The organism is Flavobacterium sp. CAU 1735 (assembly GCF_039888695.1).
Lineage (GTDB): Bacteria > Bacteroidota > Bacteroidia > Flavobacteriales > Flavobacteriaceae > Flavobacterium.
In genome coordinates, this window is sequence record NZ_JBDQQQ010000002.1 from 117580 (window position 1) to 137323 (window position 19744).

18 protein-coding genes are annotated in these 19744 nt (G+C 40.4%); 8 read left to right on the plus strand and 10 right to left on the minus strand.

From position 1 onward, the window contains the following. The first annotated feature begins 6 nt into the window (after positions 1-6). Positions 7-684, plus strand: coding sequence for a metal-dependent hydrolase (locus AAFN64_RS07675; protein WP_300486348.1), 678 nt, complete (start codon positions 7-9; stop codon positions 682-684). A 129-nt stretch (positions 685-813) separates the two neighbouring features. Further along, on the plus strand, positions 814-1857 hold the full coding sequence (locus tag AAFN64_RS07680) for an o-succinylbenzoate synthase (RefSeq protein WP_347760168.1): 1044 nt from the start codon (positions 814-816) through the stop codon (positions 1855-1857). Here AAFN64_RS07680 and AAFN64_RS07685 read toward each other — a convergent pair whose 3' ends face one another. After that, positions 1858-2067, minus strand: coding sequence for a hypothetical protein (locus AAFN64_RS07685; RefSeq protein ID WP_300486346.1), 210 nt, complete (start codon positions 2065-2067; stop codon positions 1858-1860). Positions 2068-2261: 194 nt separating this feature from the next. Between AAFN64_RS07685 and AAFN64_RS07690 the strand changes: the two genes are divergently transcribed. After that, complete coding sequence (locus AAFN64_RS07690; RefSeq protein ID WP_347760003.1) at positions 2262-5570, plus strand: T9SS type B sorting domain-containing protein; 3309 nt, start codon at positions 2262-2264, stop codon at positions 5568-5570. 104 nt (positions 5571-5674) lie between these two features. On the opposite strand, the gene AAFN64_RS07695 is transcribed toward AAFN64_RS07690, so the two are convergent. Then, positions 5675-6439, minus strand: coding sequence for a cyclase family protein (locus AAFN64_RS07695; protein WP_347760004.1), 765 nt, complete (start codon positions 6437-6439; stop codon positions 5675-5677). Positions 6440-6767: 328 nt separating this feature from the next. On the opposite strand from AAFN64_RS07695, the gene AAFN64_RS07700 reads away from it, so the two are divergent. From AAFN64_RS07700 to AAFN64_RS07720, 5 genes are all read left to right on the plus strand, one after another. Further along, entirely contained in the window at positions 6768-7175 is a 408-nt protein-coding gene (locus AAFN64_RS07700; RefSeq protein ID WP_347760005.1) for a 5-fold beta-flower protein, read from the plus strand. Between the two features lie 97 nt (positions 7176-7272). After that, on the plus strand, positions 7273-8160 hold the full coding sequence (locus tag AAFN64_RS07705) for a hypothetical protein (RefSeq protein ID WP_347760006.1): 888 nt from the start codon (positions 7273-7275) through the stop codon (positions 8158-8160). A 47-nt stretch (positions 8161-8207) separates the two neighbouring features. Continuing rightward, the gene (locus tag AAFN64_RS07710) at positions 8208-8741 is read left to right on the plus strand and encodes a hypothetical protein (RefSeq protein ID WP_347760007.1); all 534 of its coding nucleotides are present in this window, start codon (positions 8208-8210) and stop codon (positions 8739-8741) included. Positions 8742-8760: 19 nt separating this feature from the next. Further along, entirely contained in the window at positions 8761-9120 is a 360-nt protein-coding gene (locus AAFN64_RS07715) for a hypothetical protein (protein WP_347760008.1), read from the plus strand. Positions 9121-9130: 10 nt separating this feature from the next. Further along, a complete protein-coding gene (locus tag AAFN64_RS07720) occupies positions 9131-10630 on the plus strand; it encodes a hypothetical protein (RefSeq protein ID WP_347760009.1) in 1500 nt (499 codons plus the stop codon). Between the two features lie 81 nt (positions 10631-10711). Here the strand turns inward: AAFN64_RS07720 and AAFN64_RS07725 are convergent, their stop codons facing one another. The 8 genes from AAFN64_RS07725 to AAFN64_RS07760 all read right to left on the minus strand — a co-directional run bounded on the left by AAFN64_RS07725 (position 10712) and on the right by AAFN64_RS07760 (position 19364). After that, entirely contained in the window at positions 10712-12406 is a 1695-nt protein-coding gene (locus AAFN64_RS07725; protein WP_300486334.1) for a sodium:solute symporter, read from the minus strand. Between the two features lie 206 nt (positions 12407-12612). Continuing rightward, the gene (locus tag AAFN64_RS07730) at positions 12613-15111 is read right to left on the minus strand and encodes a PIG-L family deacetylase (RefSeq protein WP_347760010.1); all 2499 of its coding nucleotides are present in this window, start codon (positions 15109-15111) and stop codon (positions 12613-12615) included. Positions 15112-15212: 101 nt separating this feature from the next. Beyond that, positions 15213-15869 (minus strand): hypothetical protein, encoded by a 657-nt coding sequence (locus tag AAFN64_RS07735; protein WP_300486332.1) that lies wholly within the window; start codon positions 15867-15869, stop codon positions 15213-15215. Positions 15870-16021: 152 nt separating this feature from the next. After that, a complete protein-coding gene (locus tag AAFN64_RS07740; protein ID WP_136401749.1) occupies positions 16022-16549 on the minus strand; it encodes a mechanosensitive ion channel domain-containing protein in 528 nt (175 codons plus the stop codon). Between the two features lie 12 nt (positions 16550-16561). Further along, positions 16562-17149 carry a Maf-like protein gene (locus tag AAFN64_RS07745; protein WP_347760011.1) on the minus strand — a complete coding sequence of 196 codons (588 nt, stop codon included), beginning with the start codon at positions 17147-17149 and terminating at the stop codon, positions 16562-16564. Continuing rightward, positions 17142-18068, minus strand: coding sequence for a geranylgeranylglycerol-phosphate geranylgeranyltransferase (locus AAFN64_RS07750; protein ID WP_347760012.1), 927 nt, complete (start codon positions 18066-18068; stop codon positions 17142-17144). Before AAFN64_RS07750 ends, AAFN64_RS07745 begins: the two co-directional genes overlap by 8 nt. A gap of 17 nt (positions 18069-18085) precedes the next feature. Then, on the minus strand, positions 18086-18613 hold the full coding sequence (locus AAFN64_RS07755) for an HAD-IIIA family hydrolase (RefSeq protein ID WP_347760013.1): 528 nt from the start codon (positions 18611-18613) through the stop codon (positions 18086-18088). Further along, positions 18606-19364: a Rossmann-like and DUF2520 domain-containing protein gene (locus tag AAFN64_RS07760; RefSeq protein WP_347760014.1), complete on the minus strand. Its 759-nt coding sequence runs from the start codon at positions 19362-19364 to the stop codon at positions 18606-18608. The genes AAFN64_RS07755 and AAFN64_RS07760 overlap by 8 nt, the downstream gene beginning before the upstream one ends. Positions 19365-19744 lie beyond the last annotated feature (380 nt).

Sequence of the window (19744 nt, forward strand, 5' to 3'; positions counted from 1 at the left end):
CAAACTATGAAAATTACATTTTACGGACATGCCTGTTTGGGAATTGAAGTGAGTGGAAAACACCTTTTGGTGGATCCGTTTATTTCCGGAAATCCGAAAGCTGCCCATATTGATATCAATACGATAAAAGCCGATTATATTTTACTGACGCATGCGCATAACGACCATACGTTGGATGTGGAAGCTATTGCTGCCAGAACCAATGCTGTAATCGTTTCGAACTACGAAATTGCCGCACATTATGGAAACAAAGGCTTTCAATACCATCCGATGAATCATGGCGGAAGTTGGAAATTCGATTTCGGAACGGTAAAATATGTGAATGCGATTCATACCAGTTCGTTTGGCGACGGAAGTTATGGCGGTCAGCCCGGCGGATTTGTAATTGAAGGCGAACACAAAAATATCTATATTGCCGGCGATACGGCGCTTACAATGGATATGAAATTGATCCCGATGCGTACCAAATTGGACCTGGCTATTTTACCAATTGGAAGTAATTTCACGATGGATGTGGACGACGCGATTATTGCATCCGATTTTGTAGCCTGCGATAAAGTATTGGGCTATCATTTCGATACATTCGGTTATATTGAAATCAACCACGATGAAGCGATCCGTAAATTCTTTAACCGCGGAAAAGACCTGATGTTACTGGAAATCGGAGCTTCTATTGATCTTTAAAGAGAAAAGAAGAAAGACGAAAGAATAGAGAGAAAAGAAAACTATACAATAAGATTTATGGAAGGAAACCAATTGCCGACTGTAAATCTTATTTTAATTTAAAACCATCCGGTTATGTCCGATTCCACAATAAACGCTGCCTACCAAAAATACACTTTACAGTTTAAAAGACCTTCCGGGACTTCCAGAGGCGTATTAACCGAAAAAGAAACCTGGTTTATCATCCTTAAAAAAGACGGAAAAACCGGAATAGGCGAGTGCGGTATTTTAAGAAGTCTGAGTATCGACGACCGGCCGGATTATGAAGAAAAACTACGTTGGACCTGCGAAAACATTCATTTGGGCGAAGCGGTTTTATGGGAACGCCTACAGGAATTTCCATCCATTCAATTCGGACTGGAAATGGCTTTCCGATCGCTGGAAGCTGCCGATCCGTTTGTATTGTTTCCGTCTGATTTTACCCGTTCGGAACAAAACATTCCGATTAACGGTTTGGTATGGATGGGCGACGAAGCCTTTATGAAACAGCAAATCGAAGAAAAACTGGAACAGGGATTCCGATGTATCAAACTCAAAATCGGAGCCATCGACTTTCAGACAGAAATCGACTTGTTGGCTTTTATCCGCAGTAATTTTGACCCGGGAACCATTGAAATCCGCGTCGATGCCAATGGTGCTTTTAAAAAAGAAGACGCTTTGGAAAAACTTGAAAAGCTTTCGGAATTTAGTCTGCATAGTATCGAACAACCCATCCGACAAGGAAATATAGATGCCATGGCACAATTATGTAGCGAAACACCGTTTCCGATTGCTCTGGATGAAGAACTAATCGGTGTTTTTACAAAAACCGAAAAGGAAAGGTTGCTGCAAACCATCCGCCCGCAATACATTATTTTAAAACCCAGCCTGGTTGGTGGCTTCCGCGGTACACAGGAATGGATTGACCTGGCCGAAAAAGAGAACATCGGCTGGTGGATTACTTCGGCTTTGGAAAGTAATATCGGATTAAATGCCATTGCACAATGGACGTATACGCTACAAAATAAAATGCCCCAGGGACTGGGGACAGGTGGTCTTTATACGAATAATTTTGATTGCCCGCTGATAGTGGCAGCAGGGTATTTGGGATATCAGGCCGGTGCCAATTGGAATATTACAGCCTTGACGCTTTAATTATTTGCGATTGATATAGCGTCGTTTTTTATTGATATAAAAACTTATATAAGAACCCACCATGACTATGGCAATGATCACAGTGAGCAGGATAATTAATGATTTGAACAACTCCGTTGTAAAATCCAGATCATCGAAATAGAAATACAACTGTGTAAAGGAGTAAATCGCCATAAAAAAGTAAATAACGGATAGTGATCTTGCCTTCATTTGAGTATTGTTTTACATATAGAGGCAAATGTAGCCGATCCCTTAATACCAAAATAGGGGAAAAACCCGGTATTTTTTATAAATTAATACGGAATGGGTTTTTTAGATTCGCCATTTTTTGTTCGCTCTTTTTTAAGACTTTAGCTTTTTGCTGACTTTTAATTGTCTATATTTGTCTGTTTTTTTCTTAACATATGATCAAAAAATATTTTATTCTCCTGTTTTTGTCCAGTATTAGTATTTATGGGCAGGGAGAAGCGAACAACTGGTTTTTTGGCAGCGGTGCCGGACTTCATTTTGACGCTAACGGAAATGTAACCTCACTTCCCAACGGACAGATTTTTACAACGGAAGGTTGCAGCTCAATTTCCAGTGCCAGTGGCGATTTATTATTTTATACCGACGGGCGTACGGTTTGGGATCGCAATCATGTTAAAATGCCCAATGGCGATTATTTTGCCGGTCGGGGTTTATTTGGAGATCCATCCAGTACCCAATCCGGTATCATTATTCCAAAACCAGGAAATCCGGATGTCTATTATATCTTTACGGTAGACGAACCGCATCATGAAAATGCAGCGACCTATCCGAACCGTAATACAGCAGTAACAATGGATGAAGACGACGGTTTTAATAACGGTTTTAATTACTCCATTGTAAACCTTTCGGTAGTGGGTAACAACGGAAGTATTGGTAATGTAACCACCCGAAACACACACCTGATTACGTATGATCCGAATCCAAACGGAGAGGAAATCAAATACAAATGTTCCGAAAAAATTACAGCTGTTAGAGACGGTTCCGGTGGCTATTGGGTGATTACTCATTTTGTAAATCGCTTTTATGCTTTCCGGATTACTTCGACTGGCGTAGGGCAAACTCCGGTTGTATCGACTTTAGATCCTGTTATTGGTACATCTGGTTACCGACGTAATGCAATTGGTTATCTGAAAGCCTCACCAAATGGCGAAAAACTAGCCATTGCCCATTCCCAAAACGGAACGATTACCGGAGGAACAGAAAACAACGGATCCGTTTATTTATATGACTTCGATCGAAATACCGGTATGGTTTCCAATCCACAGGCTTTAAAAACGATGGTCAATCCTTATGGCGTTGAGTTTTCGGCACAATCGAAAAAATTATATGCCACTATGCGAACCGATAGTGGAAATGTTCTGATGCAATTCGATTTGGAACAAAGCAATATTCCGGCTTCCGGAACAGTAGTCGGTGGTATTGGCAGTACGGGCGCCTTACAATTGGGGCCCAATAAAAAAATATACTTTTCGAATGTTAGTTCTGCTACTTTAGGTGTTATTAATGATCCGGAAGAATCGGGTTTTCAGTGTGATTTTGTTCCCAATGGTGTTACGTTGGCCTATGGTATGGCTACCTTAGGATTACCGCCTTTTATAACATCGGTGTTTAATCCGAGTTTTCAGGTGGCGAATACCTGTTTGGGCGATACGACGACATTTACATTACCGCCTTCTTTTTTAAACCAGGCCAATGCTGGTACCTTAACCTGGGATTTTGGAGACGGATCTCCGACGTCCAATGTAACCGAGCCGACACATGTATATGCTACTGTAGGAAATTATCAGGTTACGCTAACCATTACGGTAAACGGGGAAAGTTCTTCCACGACACAAAATGTTATCATACATGAAGTACCGAATGCTTTTCCGGCAACGGACTTGCATTTATGCGATACCGATAGCGACGGGCGAATGACAATCGATTTGCAGCAACAGGATAATGCGATCTTAAACGGACAAAACACCACTACTTTTGAAGTGCGCTATTTTACGTCTGCAACAGATGCTTCTTCCAATACCAATGCGGTCAATGCGGCGGCTTTCCAGAATACAACAGCGGCGTTTACAATTTACGCGCGCGTTCAAAACCGGAACAATGCGGCCTGTTATGCGTTGACTAATTTTAATGTGACGGTAACACCGAAACCGCAGATTATAAGCGCAGCCAATTATGTACTATGTGACGATGCTACGGCCACTGGAATACAAACGTTTAATTTGTCAACGCGTGTAGCTGGTATATTAGGTACGCAAAATGCCGTAGATTATAACATCAGTTTCCATTTAAACCAGACACAAGCCGATACCAAATCCAATCCGTTACCGGATAATTATACGAATACGACTCCTAATGATCAGGAGATTTTTATCCGCATTGAAAACAAAAACAATCCGAATTGTTATACCACGGCAAGCATACACCTAAAAGTAAATGCGCTACCGGTAGCAACCCCGGCTATTTTGGTACAATGTGATTTCGGATTAAACCCGGATGGACTAACGACTTTTAACCTGACGGAAGCCAATGCGATGCTTACCAATGGTAATGCAAACCTCACGACAACATTCTTTAACAATGCAACTGATGAAGCCAGCAATACCAACCCGTTAGCGGCTAGCTTTACCAATACAACCAATCCGCAAATGCTAACGGTGCGTGTAACGGATACAACAACCGGTTGTTCTACGATCACAACACTGGAATTGCAGGTAACCTTAACACCAACACAGCGTTTTGAATTAAATACCTGTTCGGATACGGCTTATGCTGCTTTTACCTTAACAGACACCGGACTGGAAGCACCCGGAACCGACGTGGCGTATTATGCAACACTTACGGATGCCTTACTGGAACAAAACGAATTGAGTACCACTTTTACCAATACCGTTCCAACCACTCAGTTTATTTACGCCCGTATTGAGACGAATAACGATTGTAACGGATTACACGAGATAAAACTAAACGTACGACCACTTCCACCGGTTGCCGATGATTTTGCTCCGATATTATGTGCGCATACGTCTATACTGTTATCTGCCGGAATTGCCGATGCGAACCGTTACGATTTCCTATGGTCCAACGGCGCAACAACACCGCTTTTATCGGTAAATACAGCGGGAACCTATACCGTAAAAGTAACCGACAAAGTATACGGATGTTCGGCTACGCGTACGATTACAGTAATCGCTTCGGATGTAGCAGTGATTACCGCTGTAGAAGTAAACGATTTATCAGATAACGATGCCAATACAGTAGCCGTATATGTTACAGGAAGTAGTGATCATTATGTATATGCTTTGGATAACGAAGAAGGACCGTATCAGGACAGTAATTTTTTCGCAAATGTAGAAGCGGGCGTTCATACGGTATATGTAAAAGATTTCCACGGTTGCGGAACGGTTAAAAAACGTATCGCCGTATTGGGAATCCCGAAATTCTTTACACCAAATGGTGACGGCTATAACGATCTATGGCGTATTAAAGGAGCTACGATCAGCCCTTATAAAGATGCCATCGTAACTATTTTCGACCGATACGGAAAAATGGTATACCAAATGAAAGCATCCGGCGGATGGGACGGAATTTACAACCGGGAACCATTACCATCGACCGATTACTGGTATGTATTGGTTTTGCCGGACGGAAGGGAAGTCAAAGGGCATTTTAGTTTAAAACGATAATAAAAAAGGGTTGTTTGCATTTGCGACAACCCTTTTTTTAACCTGTCAGGTCTTTGAAACCTGACAGGTTTTTTTATTAGCCTCGACCTGTTAGATTTTGAATTTTAATCCCTGAAAAGCGCCACCACGCGCGCCGGTGCGGCAGAACCACCCACAATTTTAAGCGGAAAAACAGCAATGTCAAAACCGGTATAGGGTAAAGCATCCAGATTGATCAACTGTTCGATATGGCAATATTCTTTTTCGTATCCAACCAGATGCGCTTCCCAGAATAAGTTGCGGTTATTTTCTTTTTTTGCCTGTTTGATCAGATGATGTAGCGGTAAATCCCAACCCCATTGATCAATACCCATAACTTTAATCCCCTGATCGATAAGCCAACGTGTGGCTTCGGCACTCATCCCGGTTCCGATTTCGTGGAATTTTTCGGTTCCGTTATAAATATCCCGACCGGTTTTAATCAGCACGATCATCTTGGGTTCCAGCGTAAGTTGATGTTGTGTAAGGAACGATTGGATATCATCGGTTGTAATCGGATCAAAATCAGCTTTGTGTTTCATATCGATTACGATGCCTTTTCCATAACACCATTCCAAAGGAATCTGATCAATTGTTTTGGCCGGTTTGCCTTCACTGGTTGGTGCATAATGCCAGGGCGCATCAATATGGGTTGTAGCGTGTACGCCCATCGATTTAATAGTATCATCGGCCCAACCCGAAAAATGCTGCGGAAACAGTCGACTTGGTAAGCCTAAAAAGCGAATCAGTAGTTTCGATTTTCGATGCGGTTTGTGTTTGATCCGGACTTTCATAAACCAGGGATCATTTTTGTTGTACTGAATAGGCTTGGATAAATCGATAATCTTCATGGTGTATATTGCTATTAATTACTAGTGTTGTAAAAATATGATTTTAAATGATTTTAGTTATATTTTTTATGATTCAAAATGAAGTTGTGGTCCATTATCTAAAAAATAATCTGGAAGAAAATCTTGATCTTGATATTATGCGTTTTAAGGAACGAAAAGGACATTTATAGCAGCAAATAGTTACCCGAAAAAAAAACGAATAACTGTAATTTGGCTACGCTTTTACTCTAAAAAGCTACGTTTGATAATTTCTCGACACTGTGATTATTTTTTATTTTATATTTGGAAGTTTTTATTAATAAACCAACAAAATTTAAACAGTATCATTATGAAAAAATTATTATTTGTAGCCGCTTTAGCATTATGCGGGACTATTGCACAAGCGCAAACTATCGAATCAAGAAGTGGCGGTACGATAGGAAAGATTAGTAGTAACGGAACAATTGAAAACAGCAGCGGTGGCACTATAGGTTATATAAAAAATGACGGAACGATCGAAAACAAAAGTCATGGTACTATAGGTTATATTAAAAGCGATGGAACGATCGAAAACAAAAGCCACGGTACGGTAGGTTATGTAAAAAAAGATGGAACGGTTGAGAATAGTAGCCACGGTACTATTGGTTACGTTAAAGATGATGGTACGGTAGAAGGCAGTAGTCACGGTACTTTAGGCTATGCAAAAGGTGTGAAAAAAGAATGGGCTGCGGTTGTATTCTTTTTCTTTAAATACTAAGTATTGGCTCTACATTTTGGCGAAAGACACGGAATTAGCTATTACTTAGTATTTAATTAAAAAAATTGTACGCAGAAAAAAGCGACCCAACAAAAAAATGAATAAAAAAGCACAGGAATGGGCAGAAAGCTATTTTAGCCGACTGGACAAAGCCATTGAAGAATTGCGCAATCACGACCTGGTAAGTCAGGTTAACGTTATTAAATATCCCGGAGCTACGGAGGATGAATTGGCCGATGCCGAAGCACAAGTCTATGAAAGGCAGTTGGAAAACAGCGAAGATTATGACGCTATGGCACCGGATGAACCCTTTACGTTTAATCCGTTTATACGGGAATTTTACAAACGCAGTAATGGTCTTCATATTTCATGGCATTCGGTTATTTTCCCGGAAGCCGAAATCGAAGAAGATTCCGACGGAGAAATTCCTATAGCCAAAGACGACGACGATTATAAAGAAGGTTGGATCTCGATCCTTTCGGCTGAAAGTTTGGCAACCCAACAAGGTTTTTATTTGTATGGCGAGCCACAGGAAACCGATCTGGGTGAGTCTGCACAAAGCGATGGGGGATTATTGCATTATATAGACGGGTATAATTATTACCATGACGCCTGTATGATACTTGAAAACGGTAATCCTACAATTGCCTTTGGCGATGACCACAGTGCTTCCTATGACACGCCACACGAGTGCGACTTTGTTATTTATATGGAGTATGCGCTTTCTACGTTTTTCTCGGTGGTATGCCGTTCCAAAAAATTGCGTTTTTCAGACAAGAAAACGGTATATCCGAAACTGAAAAAAATGGTTAAAAACCAGGATTACAATGATCTTGTAGCACTACTTCAAAACAATGAGTATACCAATATCGATTCGGTAATTGCTTTGGGTTATAAGAAAACAGGGCATGAATATGCTCAGGATGACCATAGGGAAGGACTACCGGAATCCTTAAAAGAGCGTTTAAGTTTACTAATAAGATAACCAAAATGCTGTCTACTTAAATGGACAGCATTTTTAATAAAAAAAGTATGAGTGCCAATTATCACATAAGAGTACAATCAGTAGAAGAAGACACGTTAACCGTAGCCGTTTTTTTAGCAGATGATAGTTTTGGCTGTTTTGCCGACGAAGAATTTGCGTTGCGGTTGTTGTGCAGTCCCGATAACGTATATAAGTATGACGACGACTATAATCAGGTGGCGAACTGTTCGCTGGCAGAAGAGATAAGTGTCGACAATTACCTTGACGAACGTTGGATCGTTAACCATAGTATTGATTTTATAGCCAATATCAAACTGGTAAGCCTTAACAATTTTCCTTTTGACGATTGGGATTACGACCGCTGGAGTAATGCAATTTCCGTGAATAGCGACGATACGCTCGATTTTACAAATGTGGAATCCGACCATCCGGGTGGCGTAGTAGCGATAAAGGTTTTAAAACCGGAACACCTGCAACACTTTAAAGCAGGTGACACGTTTAGTACCGCGGCCTATTCCTCACAAAATATGGACGAAACGCATTATGAGACTATCGGTAATTGGATGTTTTCGGAAGAATAAAATAAAACGGTAAATCAATATGAAAAACATACAATTCGCCCATTTTGATAAATTCAACGATGCGGCCAACTATAGTAAGGTAGCTGACAATATTTACCAGGGACCGGACGAAGAGCATCTTTTCGGATTAAGCTACGAGCTGGAAGAAGGGGAGGACTCGCAATATCCGTTGGAAGATATATTGGATAAATTTTATTTATACATTTCTGATTTTGAAGATGAAGAAGTCTTTGCCACTTCCCGTAACGTCACAATCGAATTGAGCGGCGAATTGGAAGACATTAAAGCGGCGACTGCGGCTATCATCGGTAAAAGAGTATATAATCAGGAATATAACGACGAAGAAGGCGTTACACGTGTAAGGCTAATCATAGAATAAGGATACATAAATGAAAAAAAAACTTAACCTTTCTCATTCCAAAAAGAAATCGAAAATAGAAGGTTTTCCTAAGCTTCAAGACTGTCTTATCGAGGCTAAGGAATTCAAAAAAAAATTAATGCCCATAGTAAAACTGGACGGTGGAGTAGTGAACGAAAAATGGGAAGGACTGCCCTTTACCTTTATGCTCCAGAATGTAGATGTGGATCGTATCGACTTCAAACTGGAGGAGGGCAAATACCAGTTGCTTGCCCCGCTTAAGCTACGAAAACTGGAAGAATATAGTGCATCGGATGTAAAGCGCGAGTACCTGCAAACCACGGCCGATAAGGTCGAAGAGTTGGATTATCAGAAGGTAGACCACTATAGTAACGACGGTTTGTTGCAATACTCCGGATCACTTTCATATAGCCCTAACAGACGTTTAGTCTATCATTACGAAACGATTAACGGCGTGCCGATGCCAGTTACCAAGACCATACAACATTTCCTGGGTAACGGAGAATGGCTCGACTTGGAAGTATACACCTACGATTATGATTCTGATGGTTTTTTAGACAAGACTACCACGCAACAACCGGCGCGTGATATCAGGATGGTCGAAAAAATGGTATATAAAAAGACGCGTAAAGGATTTACAGCATCCAAGGAATTGGCGCCACACCATCTTCCGGTAGTGGATCCGGAACTGGGAGATCGTTACACAGTAATACCATTCTCGGCAGTATTTAAGGAAAGTGAAACCGACTGGAATGTTACCATCGGAGGACGGTATATTATTGGTAAGGAAAAAGAAAATCGTCTTGCCGCTCAGGGAGAACTCATACACCTTCATGCCTTTAATAATTTCTACGATCTGAATTCGAGGTTTCTTAAAAATACTTGTGAAATCGAAAATCAGAGAGAGATACCTGTCAAAGTCAATTGGAAAGACGAGTTGCCCGATACCATTGAGTATACCTTTAGTTGTCCTGAAAAAAACGACCAGTGGTCTTTAAATTACATGGAAAAGAGTGCTACGAAAGTCATCATGGGACAATGGGGAGACAAACATACTATTGAACATCTGGGACATGAAATACAGATAACCAATGAAAACAGGTTTGGTACCAGTCATTTTACGCTTTCAGGGCATTATACCTTGCCACAGGTTATCATGATGATTAGGACCCAAAGTTATTTATGGTGTGATGATTTTGAGCAGCAACGAATTTCCGACAGGATTATGACTGGCTATACGATCCCTATGCTCATTAATTTTACCTATACCAAAACCAAAACCGGTATGGATCGTGTTTCACATGTGGTGAAAATTAAGGAAAACAAGACCGAAGGAAAGCTACGACTTGGCAAACCGGATTGGGTACAGAGCAATGAAACACCACGTGACCCTGATGGAAAAAAAATGGAATTTGTAGCACAGTTGGATCATAGTAATATGTTCGGTACACTGTATCTGTTTTATTCGGAAAAGCACCAACTGATCTCGCAGGTTTTCCAGTGTTCGTAATTGGAATCCGTTACTATACTGCAAACACAAATAAAAAAGCCGCTCCCAACTGGAGCGGCTTTTTCGTATTCCATAAAAGGATTATACGGTTTCTTTTTGTGTCATACGTAAATAGGTTTCGATCAGCGAAGCGAATACAATGGTTAAGACCGCTCCGATGATATTGAGCCATAAGAAACTCACCACATCCAGATAATAGATATAAAAAATGAGTAACTGACTAAAAGAGGCGCCCCAAAAAACCGCCTTGGCTTTAATATATTTGATATAAAAAGCGATCAGGAAAATACCCAGTACGGTTCCGTAGAAAATCGAACCGACAATATTCACCAATTGAATCAGGTTTTCGAACAAGGTTCCCACACAGGCAAAAAGAATAGCAATCAATCCCCATAAAAGGATAAAAAACTGCGTAGCATTTACAAAATGCTTTTCATCTTTTTCGGTTTTCAGATTTCGTTTGTAAATATCGATAGTGGTGGTCGATGCCAAAGCATTGAGTCCGGATGCCGACGAAGACATCGCCGCCGAAAGGATTACAGCCAGTAAAAGTCCGATTAACCCCTTAGGAAGGTAATTCAGAATAAAGTGAATAAAAACATAATCCTTATCGTTGGTCTCCGTTTTTGGATCGGCTTTTGTGATCAGATCTTTAGCCTCTTCGCGCAGGTCTTTTTCTTTACTGGATAGCGAAACCATTTTTTGCTGTAAAATAGGATTGTCAAAATCCTGTTGCAACTGACCGACATATAAAAGACTAATTTCCTTTTTTTCCTCCTGAACCTGATCCAGTTGTTTTTCCAGTTTTTGGTACTCCGCTTTATACGGCGAATGATTGACCGTTTTGATATTGTTCGGATTAAAATGCAAAGGAGCCGAATGAAACTGGAAGAATACAAAAACCATAACACCGATCAGTAATATAAAAAACTGCATCGGTACTTTTAGAAGACCGTTCATAATAAGTCCCATCTGACTTTCTTTGATCGATTTCCCGGTTAAATAACGGCCCACCTGCGACTGATCGGTTCCAAAATAGGAGAGCGCCAGGAAAAAACCACCGGTAATACCACTCCAAAACGTATAACGGGTTTCCGGATCAAACGAAAAATCCACGATATTCATTTTACCATTGGCACCGGCAATACCTAAGGCATTACTAAAGCTAAGCTCATCCGGCAGGTAGCTTAAAATCAGGAAAAACGTAATAAACATTCCGCTCATGATCACAAACATCTGTTGCTTTTGTGTCACATTCACGGCTTTGGTACCACCGGAAAAGGTATAAATAATGATCAGTAATCCGATGATGATATTCATCAGCGTCAGATTCCAGCCCAATAGTGACGAAAGGATAATCGCTGGCGCATAAATGGTAAGTCCGGTTCCCAATCCTCTTTGAAAAAGGAATAATAAAGCCGCCAGTGAACGGGTTTTAACATCAAACCGCTGTTCCAGAAATTCGTAGGCCGTAAACACTTTTAAACGATGGTAGATTGGAATAAAGGTGATACAAATCACCACCATGGCGATAGGAAGTCCGAAATAAAACTGGACGAATCCCATTCCGTCGTGATACGCCTGACCTGGTGTGGATAGGAACGTGATGGCGCTGGCTTGTGTAGCCATAACCGACAAACCTACGGTCCACCAGGGTGTTTCGTTATTGCCGAGAATAAATTCTTCGACGTTTTTGCTCCCTTTGGTTTTTAAGGAACCATAGATTACAATAAATAATAAGGTTACCGATAATACGATCCAGTCAATACTCTGCATGGCTTAGGTGTACATTTGCATTAAAAAATAAAACAATAGTATATAGAAAGCATTTAGGATCAATACCAGCGTATAGCTTTTTCTCCAGGAAGTAGGTTTGTCTATCATGTGATGCTGTTTTTATAACCGGCAATCCGGTTGATGAAACCACTTTCGAAAATACAAAAAAGTGGTTTTAGTTTTTGATTAGTAACGATTTAAAACGACTATTTTCCTACGGCAATTAAATTGGCCATCAAGCGGAACGCTCCGGAAACACCTTCGGGTAACTCGCGGAAAAAGCTCAATCCGGTATAGATATAATGGCCTTTACCGTATTTGGCAACCAATAAGGCACCCTTTTTAGGCGTTTCGCCTTTGTCGTTGGATTGTAGGATAGGCGTAAATTCGTTACTCCATTTGTCCGGATAATATAAGCCCTGTTCCTGTACCCAACCTTTAAAATCGTTTTGCGTAATGGTATTCGGATAATTCAACACTTTATTTTTTGGATCCAGGAAGGTAACGGCTGCGTTTTCTTCCGTAACCCGGTCGGATGATATTTCCAGCGAATACGGTGCAATATCCTGAGTGATCAAATTACCGGTGGTATTGTATTGTACGATCATGGTACCGCCATTCTGCACATATTCAAATAAAAGCGGTTGTTTAAACTGTAAGGTTTCCACAACATTATAGGCACGGATCCCTACTACCACGGCATCAAATTTTTCCAACTGACTACTGGTGATTTTTTCCGGTTTTAACAACGTCACGGTATAACCCATTTGTTGTAAACTTTGTGGCACCTGATCGCCGGCACCCATAATATAAGCGATGTTTTTTCCTTTGGTTTCCACATCGGCACGGGTAAATTTCGCTTCGGCCGGAAGTAATACCTGTTGTAGGGCAATATGTGGATAATCGATAATGATTTGTTGATGATCAAAACGTTCTCCTTCTATCGTCGCAATGGCTTTAGCGGTCGCTTCCGTAGCATAATTAGGAGGCGTTACTTCAAAAGTCACGGTTTTTTCACTTCCTTTTTTATGAAGCTGGAACGGCATATATTCCGGAGTCACTACCCAACCGGTAGGTAATTCCAACTGTATCGTTCCGCTGCAATCGTCTTTGCCGGCTTTTACCTTTATCGCAACCGATTGTTTTTTCTTGTCTTTAAATAACTGTACTTTATTCAGAATTTCGGTCGTTACCTGCGGTACTACATCCAACGGTCGGTAGACTTCTCCTTTTACCGGGTCGTTGTATTTATAGATGATCTCACGGGTAAAAGGGATTTGCACGCCTTCGACCAAAATAGAAAAGGTTACTTTTAGGTTTCGGATAATGTCCGGATACCCAATTTTTTGCTGATCATTTACGGTATACATTCCGGTAGTTCCTTTTTCGCTTAACCAGTAAGGCGACGTATACGGAACGTCTTTCGGTACTTTTACCGTAATGGTTTCACTTTCGAAAAGATTGTTTTTTAACGGATAACTCTGTTCCAGTGTTTCATTTTGAGGAATAAGCTGTAACGCCAGTAATTTCATTTCGACCGGACTGCGGTTAATGGCTTCCCATTTTACTTTGAGATTGCTTCCGGGTGTAACCGATTGTTCTTCGGCAACGGCTTCAAGATACAATCCGGCACAGTTGGCAATGATATTTTTAACTTCTTCCAGTTTTATTTTTTTCCAGTGACTGTCGTCCAGTTGTTCGATTTGGCGGTATACTTTTGTCAGATCAAAAACCGAAGCGGAAGGATTTTTAAAATCAAAACATTTTAGGATAAAATCGATCGTTTCGCCAATTGGCGCACCGCCTTTAACCCGTTTCCAGGAGGTATCGATACCTTCAAAAAGATTTTGCTGATCGGTTATGCCGTCACCTTTAATCAGTTCCAGGTATTCCATATCCTCACCGCGTACTCCGGTGGAACCAAATCCCTGCGATTGGTGTTTGCTACGACTTAACGCAGCGATTTCCTGATTCGATTTTCCAAGAGAAGGGAAGTAAACACCGGTTCTCAGGTTGATATATTTGGATTTATCGGCTTTTTCAAATTTATCTCTTCCGCCAAAAAACCACCAGGAAACGTTAAAAAATAAACGTTTCGGTTGCCATGGTTTTACAAACTGCAATTGCGACGGTTCGAAATTCGGATCGTTGGCCAGTGTAAACAATTCCTGCGAAAGCATGGCCGACGATGTATGATGTCCGTGTGTGGTTCCCGGTGAGCGATGATCAAAACGATTGATGATGATATCCGGTTGGAAGTTTCGGATAATCCAGGCCATATCGCTCATTACTTTTTCTTTGTCCCAGATTTCAAGGGTTTCGGTTGGTACTTTCGAATAACCAAAATCGTTGGCACGGGAAAAAAACTGTTCGCCGCCATCGGTTTTTCGAGCTTCGATTAGTTCCTGTGTACGGATAACACCGAGAAGTTCGCGAAGTTCGGTTCCGATTAAATTCTGACCGCCATCGCCGCGGGTTAACGAAAGATAGCCCGTACGGGCTTTGGTATTATTAGCAAGAAACGAAATCAACCGGGTATTTTCATCGTCCGGGTGCGCCGCGATATAGAGCGCCGAACCTAAAAAGTTTAATTTTTCAATCTGGTTGTAAATTTCAGATGCGGTTGGTTTTTTAGGTTGTTGGGCAAAAGAATGTTGAAATAATAGTAGTAATAGTATACAATAATAGGGTAGTTTTTTTGTCATGATCAATTTTAAGGTTGGCTTTCCAAATATAGTGTACCTAACTGTTAAAAATAAAGGCAAAGACGTTAAAATTGTCTTTGCCTTTGAATTTATAAGATTAATTAGCGTCGGCCGCCTCTGCCATTTCCGTTTTCACCGCCACGTCCACCGCCATGGTCGTTACCTCTTCCGTTTCCGTGATCATTGCTTCTTTCGTAGCTTCTGCCATTGTTACGGTTTTCGGATCTTTCAAAACTTTTACCATTACCCTGGTTGTTATCGGCAGTTCGGTAATCCATTCGGTAATCGTTATAGCGACGTTCTTCTCTTCGTTCACGATGATCGTTATCGCGTACAACCGGTTGTACTACTCGTACGTCACGGTATTCAACACCACCTCGGGGTCTTGGTTGATACGTTACCTGAGCGGGACCGTGATAGCCTCTATAGTATTTTATCTTGTGTGATTTGTAATAGATATAAGGGTTTGGTCCGTAATCATGTAAGCATACTTTATAAGCGCCATACAGATCATAGTGTCTGTAACGTCTTGGTAAATAAGCGGTGCGCACCCATCCGCCGTTGCTGAAATAGATAAACATCGCTGTGTTTATATCGTAATACATTTCAATATCCGGCAGATAATAATAGCGGATATCCGTATATCCTACAGGACCCCAGGCGGGAGGATTTCCAATGTTTATATTTACGGAAACCTGTGCGTTCATACTTGACATGGACAGCAACATTCCCAACACCAATATTTGTATAGCTTTCATGATAATCGAGTTTTTAATTAAACAATTTATTTGGGTTGTTTAACTAAAACCAAGTATTGTGCCAAAAAATAATTCAGGGTGTTTTGAAGCCGATAAAAAAATAAAATAAATTATAATCAATTGATTTTTAATGATTTATAATTTATTAAAAATTAATCCATAAACTCTTTTTCTTCGGATTGATGGGTGATAATCGAAATAGCCTTTTGCAGTAAAAGATTGTTCGGATAGGTAATGCGTTCGCCGTCTTTTGTTTTTAACAACGCATGGAAAGTGGTAATGTCTTCGATTTCGGCTTCGATTGGAAAATCTTTATCATGGATTTTAATAATATCGCCGATTTTAAACGGAAACGAAAAAAACAGGATAATTCCAGCCGTGACGTTACTCAGGATCGACCATTGTGCAAACATAGCTACGCCGATCACGGCAAACATAGACGAAATAACCAGAAGGATATCGTCGGCTTTAACACCCCAGATTACGGTAAGCGAAAGCACACTCAAAGCTCCGATCAGGATACTGATATATTTGATCACCAAATTACTGCGGCGTTCCATAGTATGCGAAAGCAGTGTGAAACGCTTTACGATCTTGGTCGCCAGATAGCGGACAATAGCAAAAAACAGTAACGCAATTATAGAACTGATGATCTGGGCGGTGTACTCATTACTTATCATAATCGAAAGGCTTTAAGCTACAAAGATAAGCAAATGTTGAAAGACTTTATCTACAGGAAGCCCTACAACATTGTTATACGAACCTTCGATACGGGCAATAGCCACGAGTCCGATCCATTCCTGTATGCCGTAGGAACCCGCTTTGTCAAAAGGCGAATAATGATCCAGATAATAGCGGATATAATCGTCCGGCAACGGATTAAAAGTGACCTTAGTAAACTCATGGAAGGTTACCCGTTTTGTCGTACTTGTAAGACAAACAGACGTGATCACCTCATGGGTTTTTCCGGAAAGTGACTGTAGTGTTTCAAAGGCATCGTTATAATCTTTGGGCTTTCCTAAGGCTTTGCCTTCGTGCCATACAATAGTATCGCTGGTTACCAGAATATCGTTATCGGCCAGTTCGCCGGTAAAGGCATTTGCTTTTAACTCGGCCAGATAGTCGGTAATTTCTTCGGCTTTTAAGGTGTCCGGATAGACCTCTTCGACCTCTTTTAAACGGATTTCAAAATCCAGATCCAATTCTTTAAAGAAATTCTGGCGTCGGGGAGAGCCGGACGCCAGGATAATAGTGTGGTTTTTAAAAAGTGTATTAACCATGATAATGCATGTTTAGTGTGATCACAAGTATGGAAAGAATTCCGAATACTAAAATCAGTTTTAAAACCATACTCAGATGGCGGAATTCGATTTTTGTTTTGGCGCTCCATATTTTGATCAGAAAATAGAGTAGTGGGCCTATTACAAAAGCCAACAGGTAAAGCAAAACAAATTGTAAGCCCATTAGATTCTGATTGATATAATAGAGCAAACTCGCAATTGGAATAAAGGCCAATGCAAAGGCTACTTTGGCAGCACGCGCTTTTCCGATGGCAATGGGTAAGGTATTCATTCCGGCATTATAATCGCCATCCATATCTTCGATATCCTTAACGATTTCCCGTATAAAGTTGATCATAAATGCAAATACGGCATAATCCAAAAGAATTCGGAATAAAATACTTAACTGTGCTTGGTTTGAGTCGTTGATTATCGGGAATAAATCGAATATTCCAACGATAATAACGCTAACCGAAAGTAATAGTGCTACGATAAGATTTCCGATAAGCAGGCTTTGTTTTAAACTGGTAGCGTATAAATATAACGTTGCTGCGATTACGATAAATAAGGCTGAAAAACCGGCTTTTCCAATCAGATTCGACAGGTAAAATCCGATTGCAACACCTACAATATTGCAACCGATATAGATATTATAGGCCATGCCTTCGGAGATAAATTTCCCAACCACCAGATTTTCGGGTTTGGAAATACGATCCGTGTCCTGATCCATAATATTGTTGATCACAAAACCTCCGGCCGCGATGCATAATGTCGCAATTACCAGCAGGATATATTGAAAATCGGATAAGGCCAATACCAGTCCGGGTTGTTGTTTTAAAAAGGCATAATGAAACAACAACTGCATCAGCGCGATCATTAGCAGGTTTTGATAGCGGATTAACTTTAAAAAGTGCATCATATAGGGGAACTTAAATTTTAGTCGTATTTCGCATCAAAATGTTCCATCCATTTTCCCTGAACTTTCATGACCTGTTCGATTACATCGCGAACGGCACCTTTTCCTCCGTTTTTATGCGAAATATAACGACAGATTTCTTTGATTTCCGGTGCGGCATCCTGCGGACATGTTGGTAATCCAACTAATTTCATCACATGGAAATCCGGAATATCGTCGCCCATATACAGGACATTTTCAGGATTGATGTTATAGATATCGGTAAACTCATCAAAGGTTTCCACTTTATCCGGAACGCCCAGATAGATATCGGTTATTCCCAGATTGCGAAGGCGAATACGTACCCCTTCGTTGCTTCCGCCGGAAATAATACAAACGGTATAGCCGTTTTCAACGGCAGCTTTCATCGCATAGCCGTCGCGGATATTCATATGACGGAGCATTTCTCCGGTTTGGGTTACGTGTATGGTACCATCGGTTAAAACACCATCGACATCAAAAATAAAAGTAGTGATGTCGTTCATTAATTCTTTGTAACTCTTAGACATTATTTTTTTGTATGGATTCTGTTAGTAGTTGATATAATTTAATTCGTTCGGGATTATTTTGTAAAAAGTTTAAATGCCTTTCGATTGTTTTCTGATCCCTGCGGATGGCCGGGCCGGTTTGTGCTGCTTTTGGCGGCAGTTTTTTGATTTTATCGGCCGTTTCCCGGATCAGCGGGAAAAGGATTTCGAAAGGGATGTTATTTTCATGGCAAATTTCATCTCCGATTTGATAGAGATAGTTGACAAAATTACACGAAAATACGGCAGCAACATGCAAACTTTGACGTTGCGCGGAATCAATTCGGTAAACTTTGTCTGAAAGTGCCGCGGCTACGGTTTCCAAAAGCGTATAATCGGTTTCGTTTTCAGCTTCCAGACATAACGGAATTTCGGTAAAATCGACAGCCTTATCTTTTGAAAATGTCTGCAGCGGATAGAACACTCCTTTTCTGTTTTTTGGATCCAAAACATCCATTCCCGAACTACCCGAAGTATGGACTACTAATTTATTGGTAAAATTTAGTTGTTTGGAAACTTCCGGGATAGCATCGTCGGATACAGCAATTATATAAAGATCGGCCGTTTTAAGCTCGGAGATATCGGAAGTGATACGATTTTCCGGTACCAAATGCGATACCGATTGGCTATTCCGTGCAAACACCTGAAGTAGTGTTACCGCTTCACTTTTTAGAAAAGCAGCAATCAGATGTTGGGCAACATTACCCGAACCGATAATAGATACTTTAATCATAGGGCTAAAATAATAAAAATAGTTCGTTTCGGGTGTGTGGAATTATTTTTCTTAAAAATGTAATAATATCTCATTTTGTTATGTTTTCGCAATTTTCGACTTTTTTAAATTATGTTCACAATATGTGAATATTGTGACAAATGGGTTTTAGGTAATTTTTGTAAGGTTTATGAGTGTTTTTTAAAAATATACAGTATTCTTTTACAGGTATTTACTGAAATATGTAAGAGTTTATTTAATATTTGATGTATAAATTAATTTTTTTCTTGTTTATTCTCAAAATGTGTAATACTTTTATGGAAAGGAAAAAAAGTTCACAATATATGTCATTTCATCTTTTTAGAATTTTATTTTAATAGTGTTAAAAAGTTACATTTATT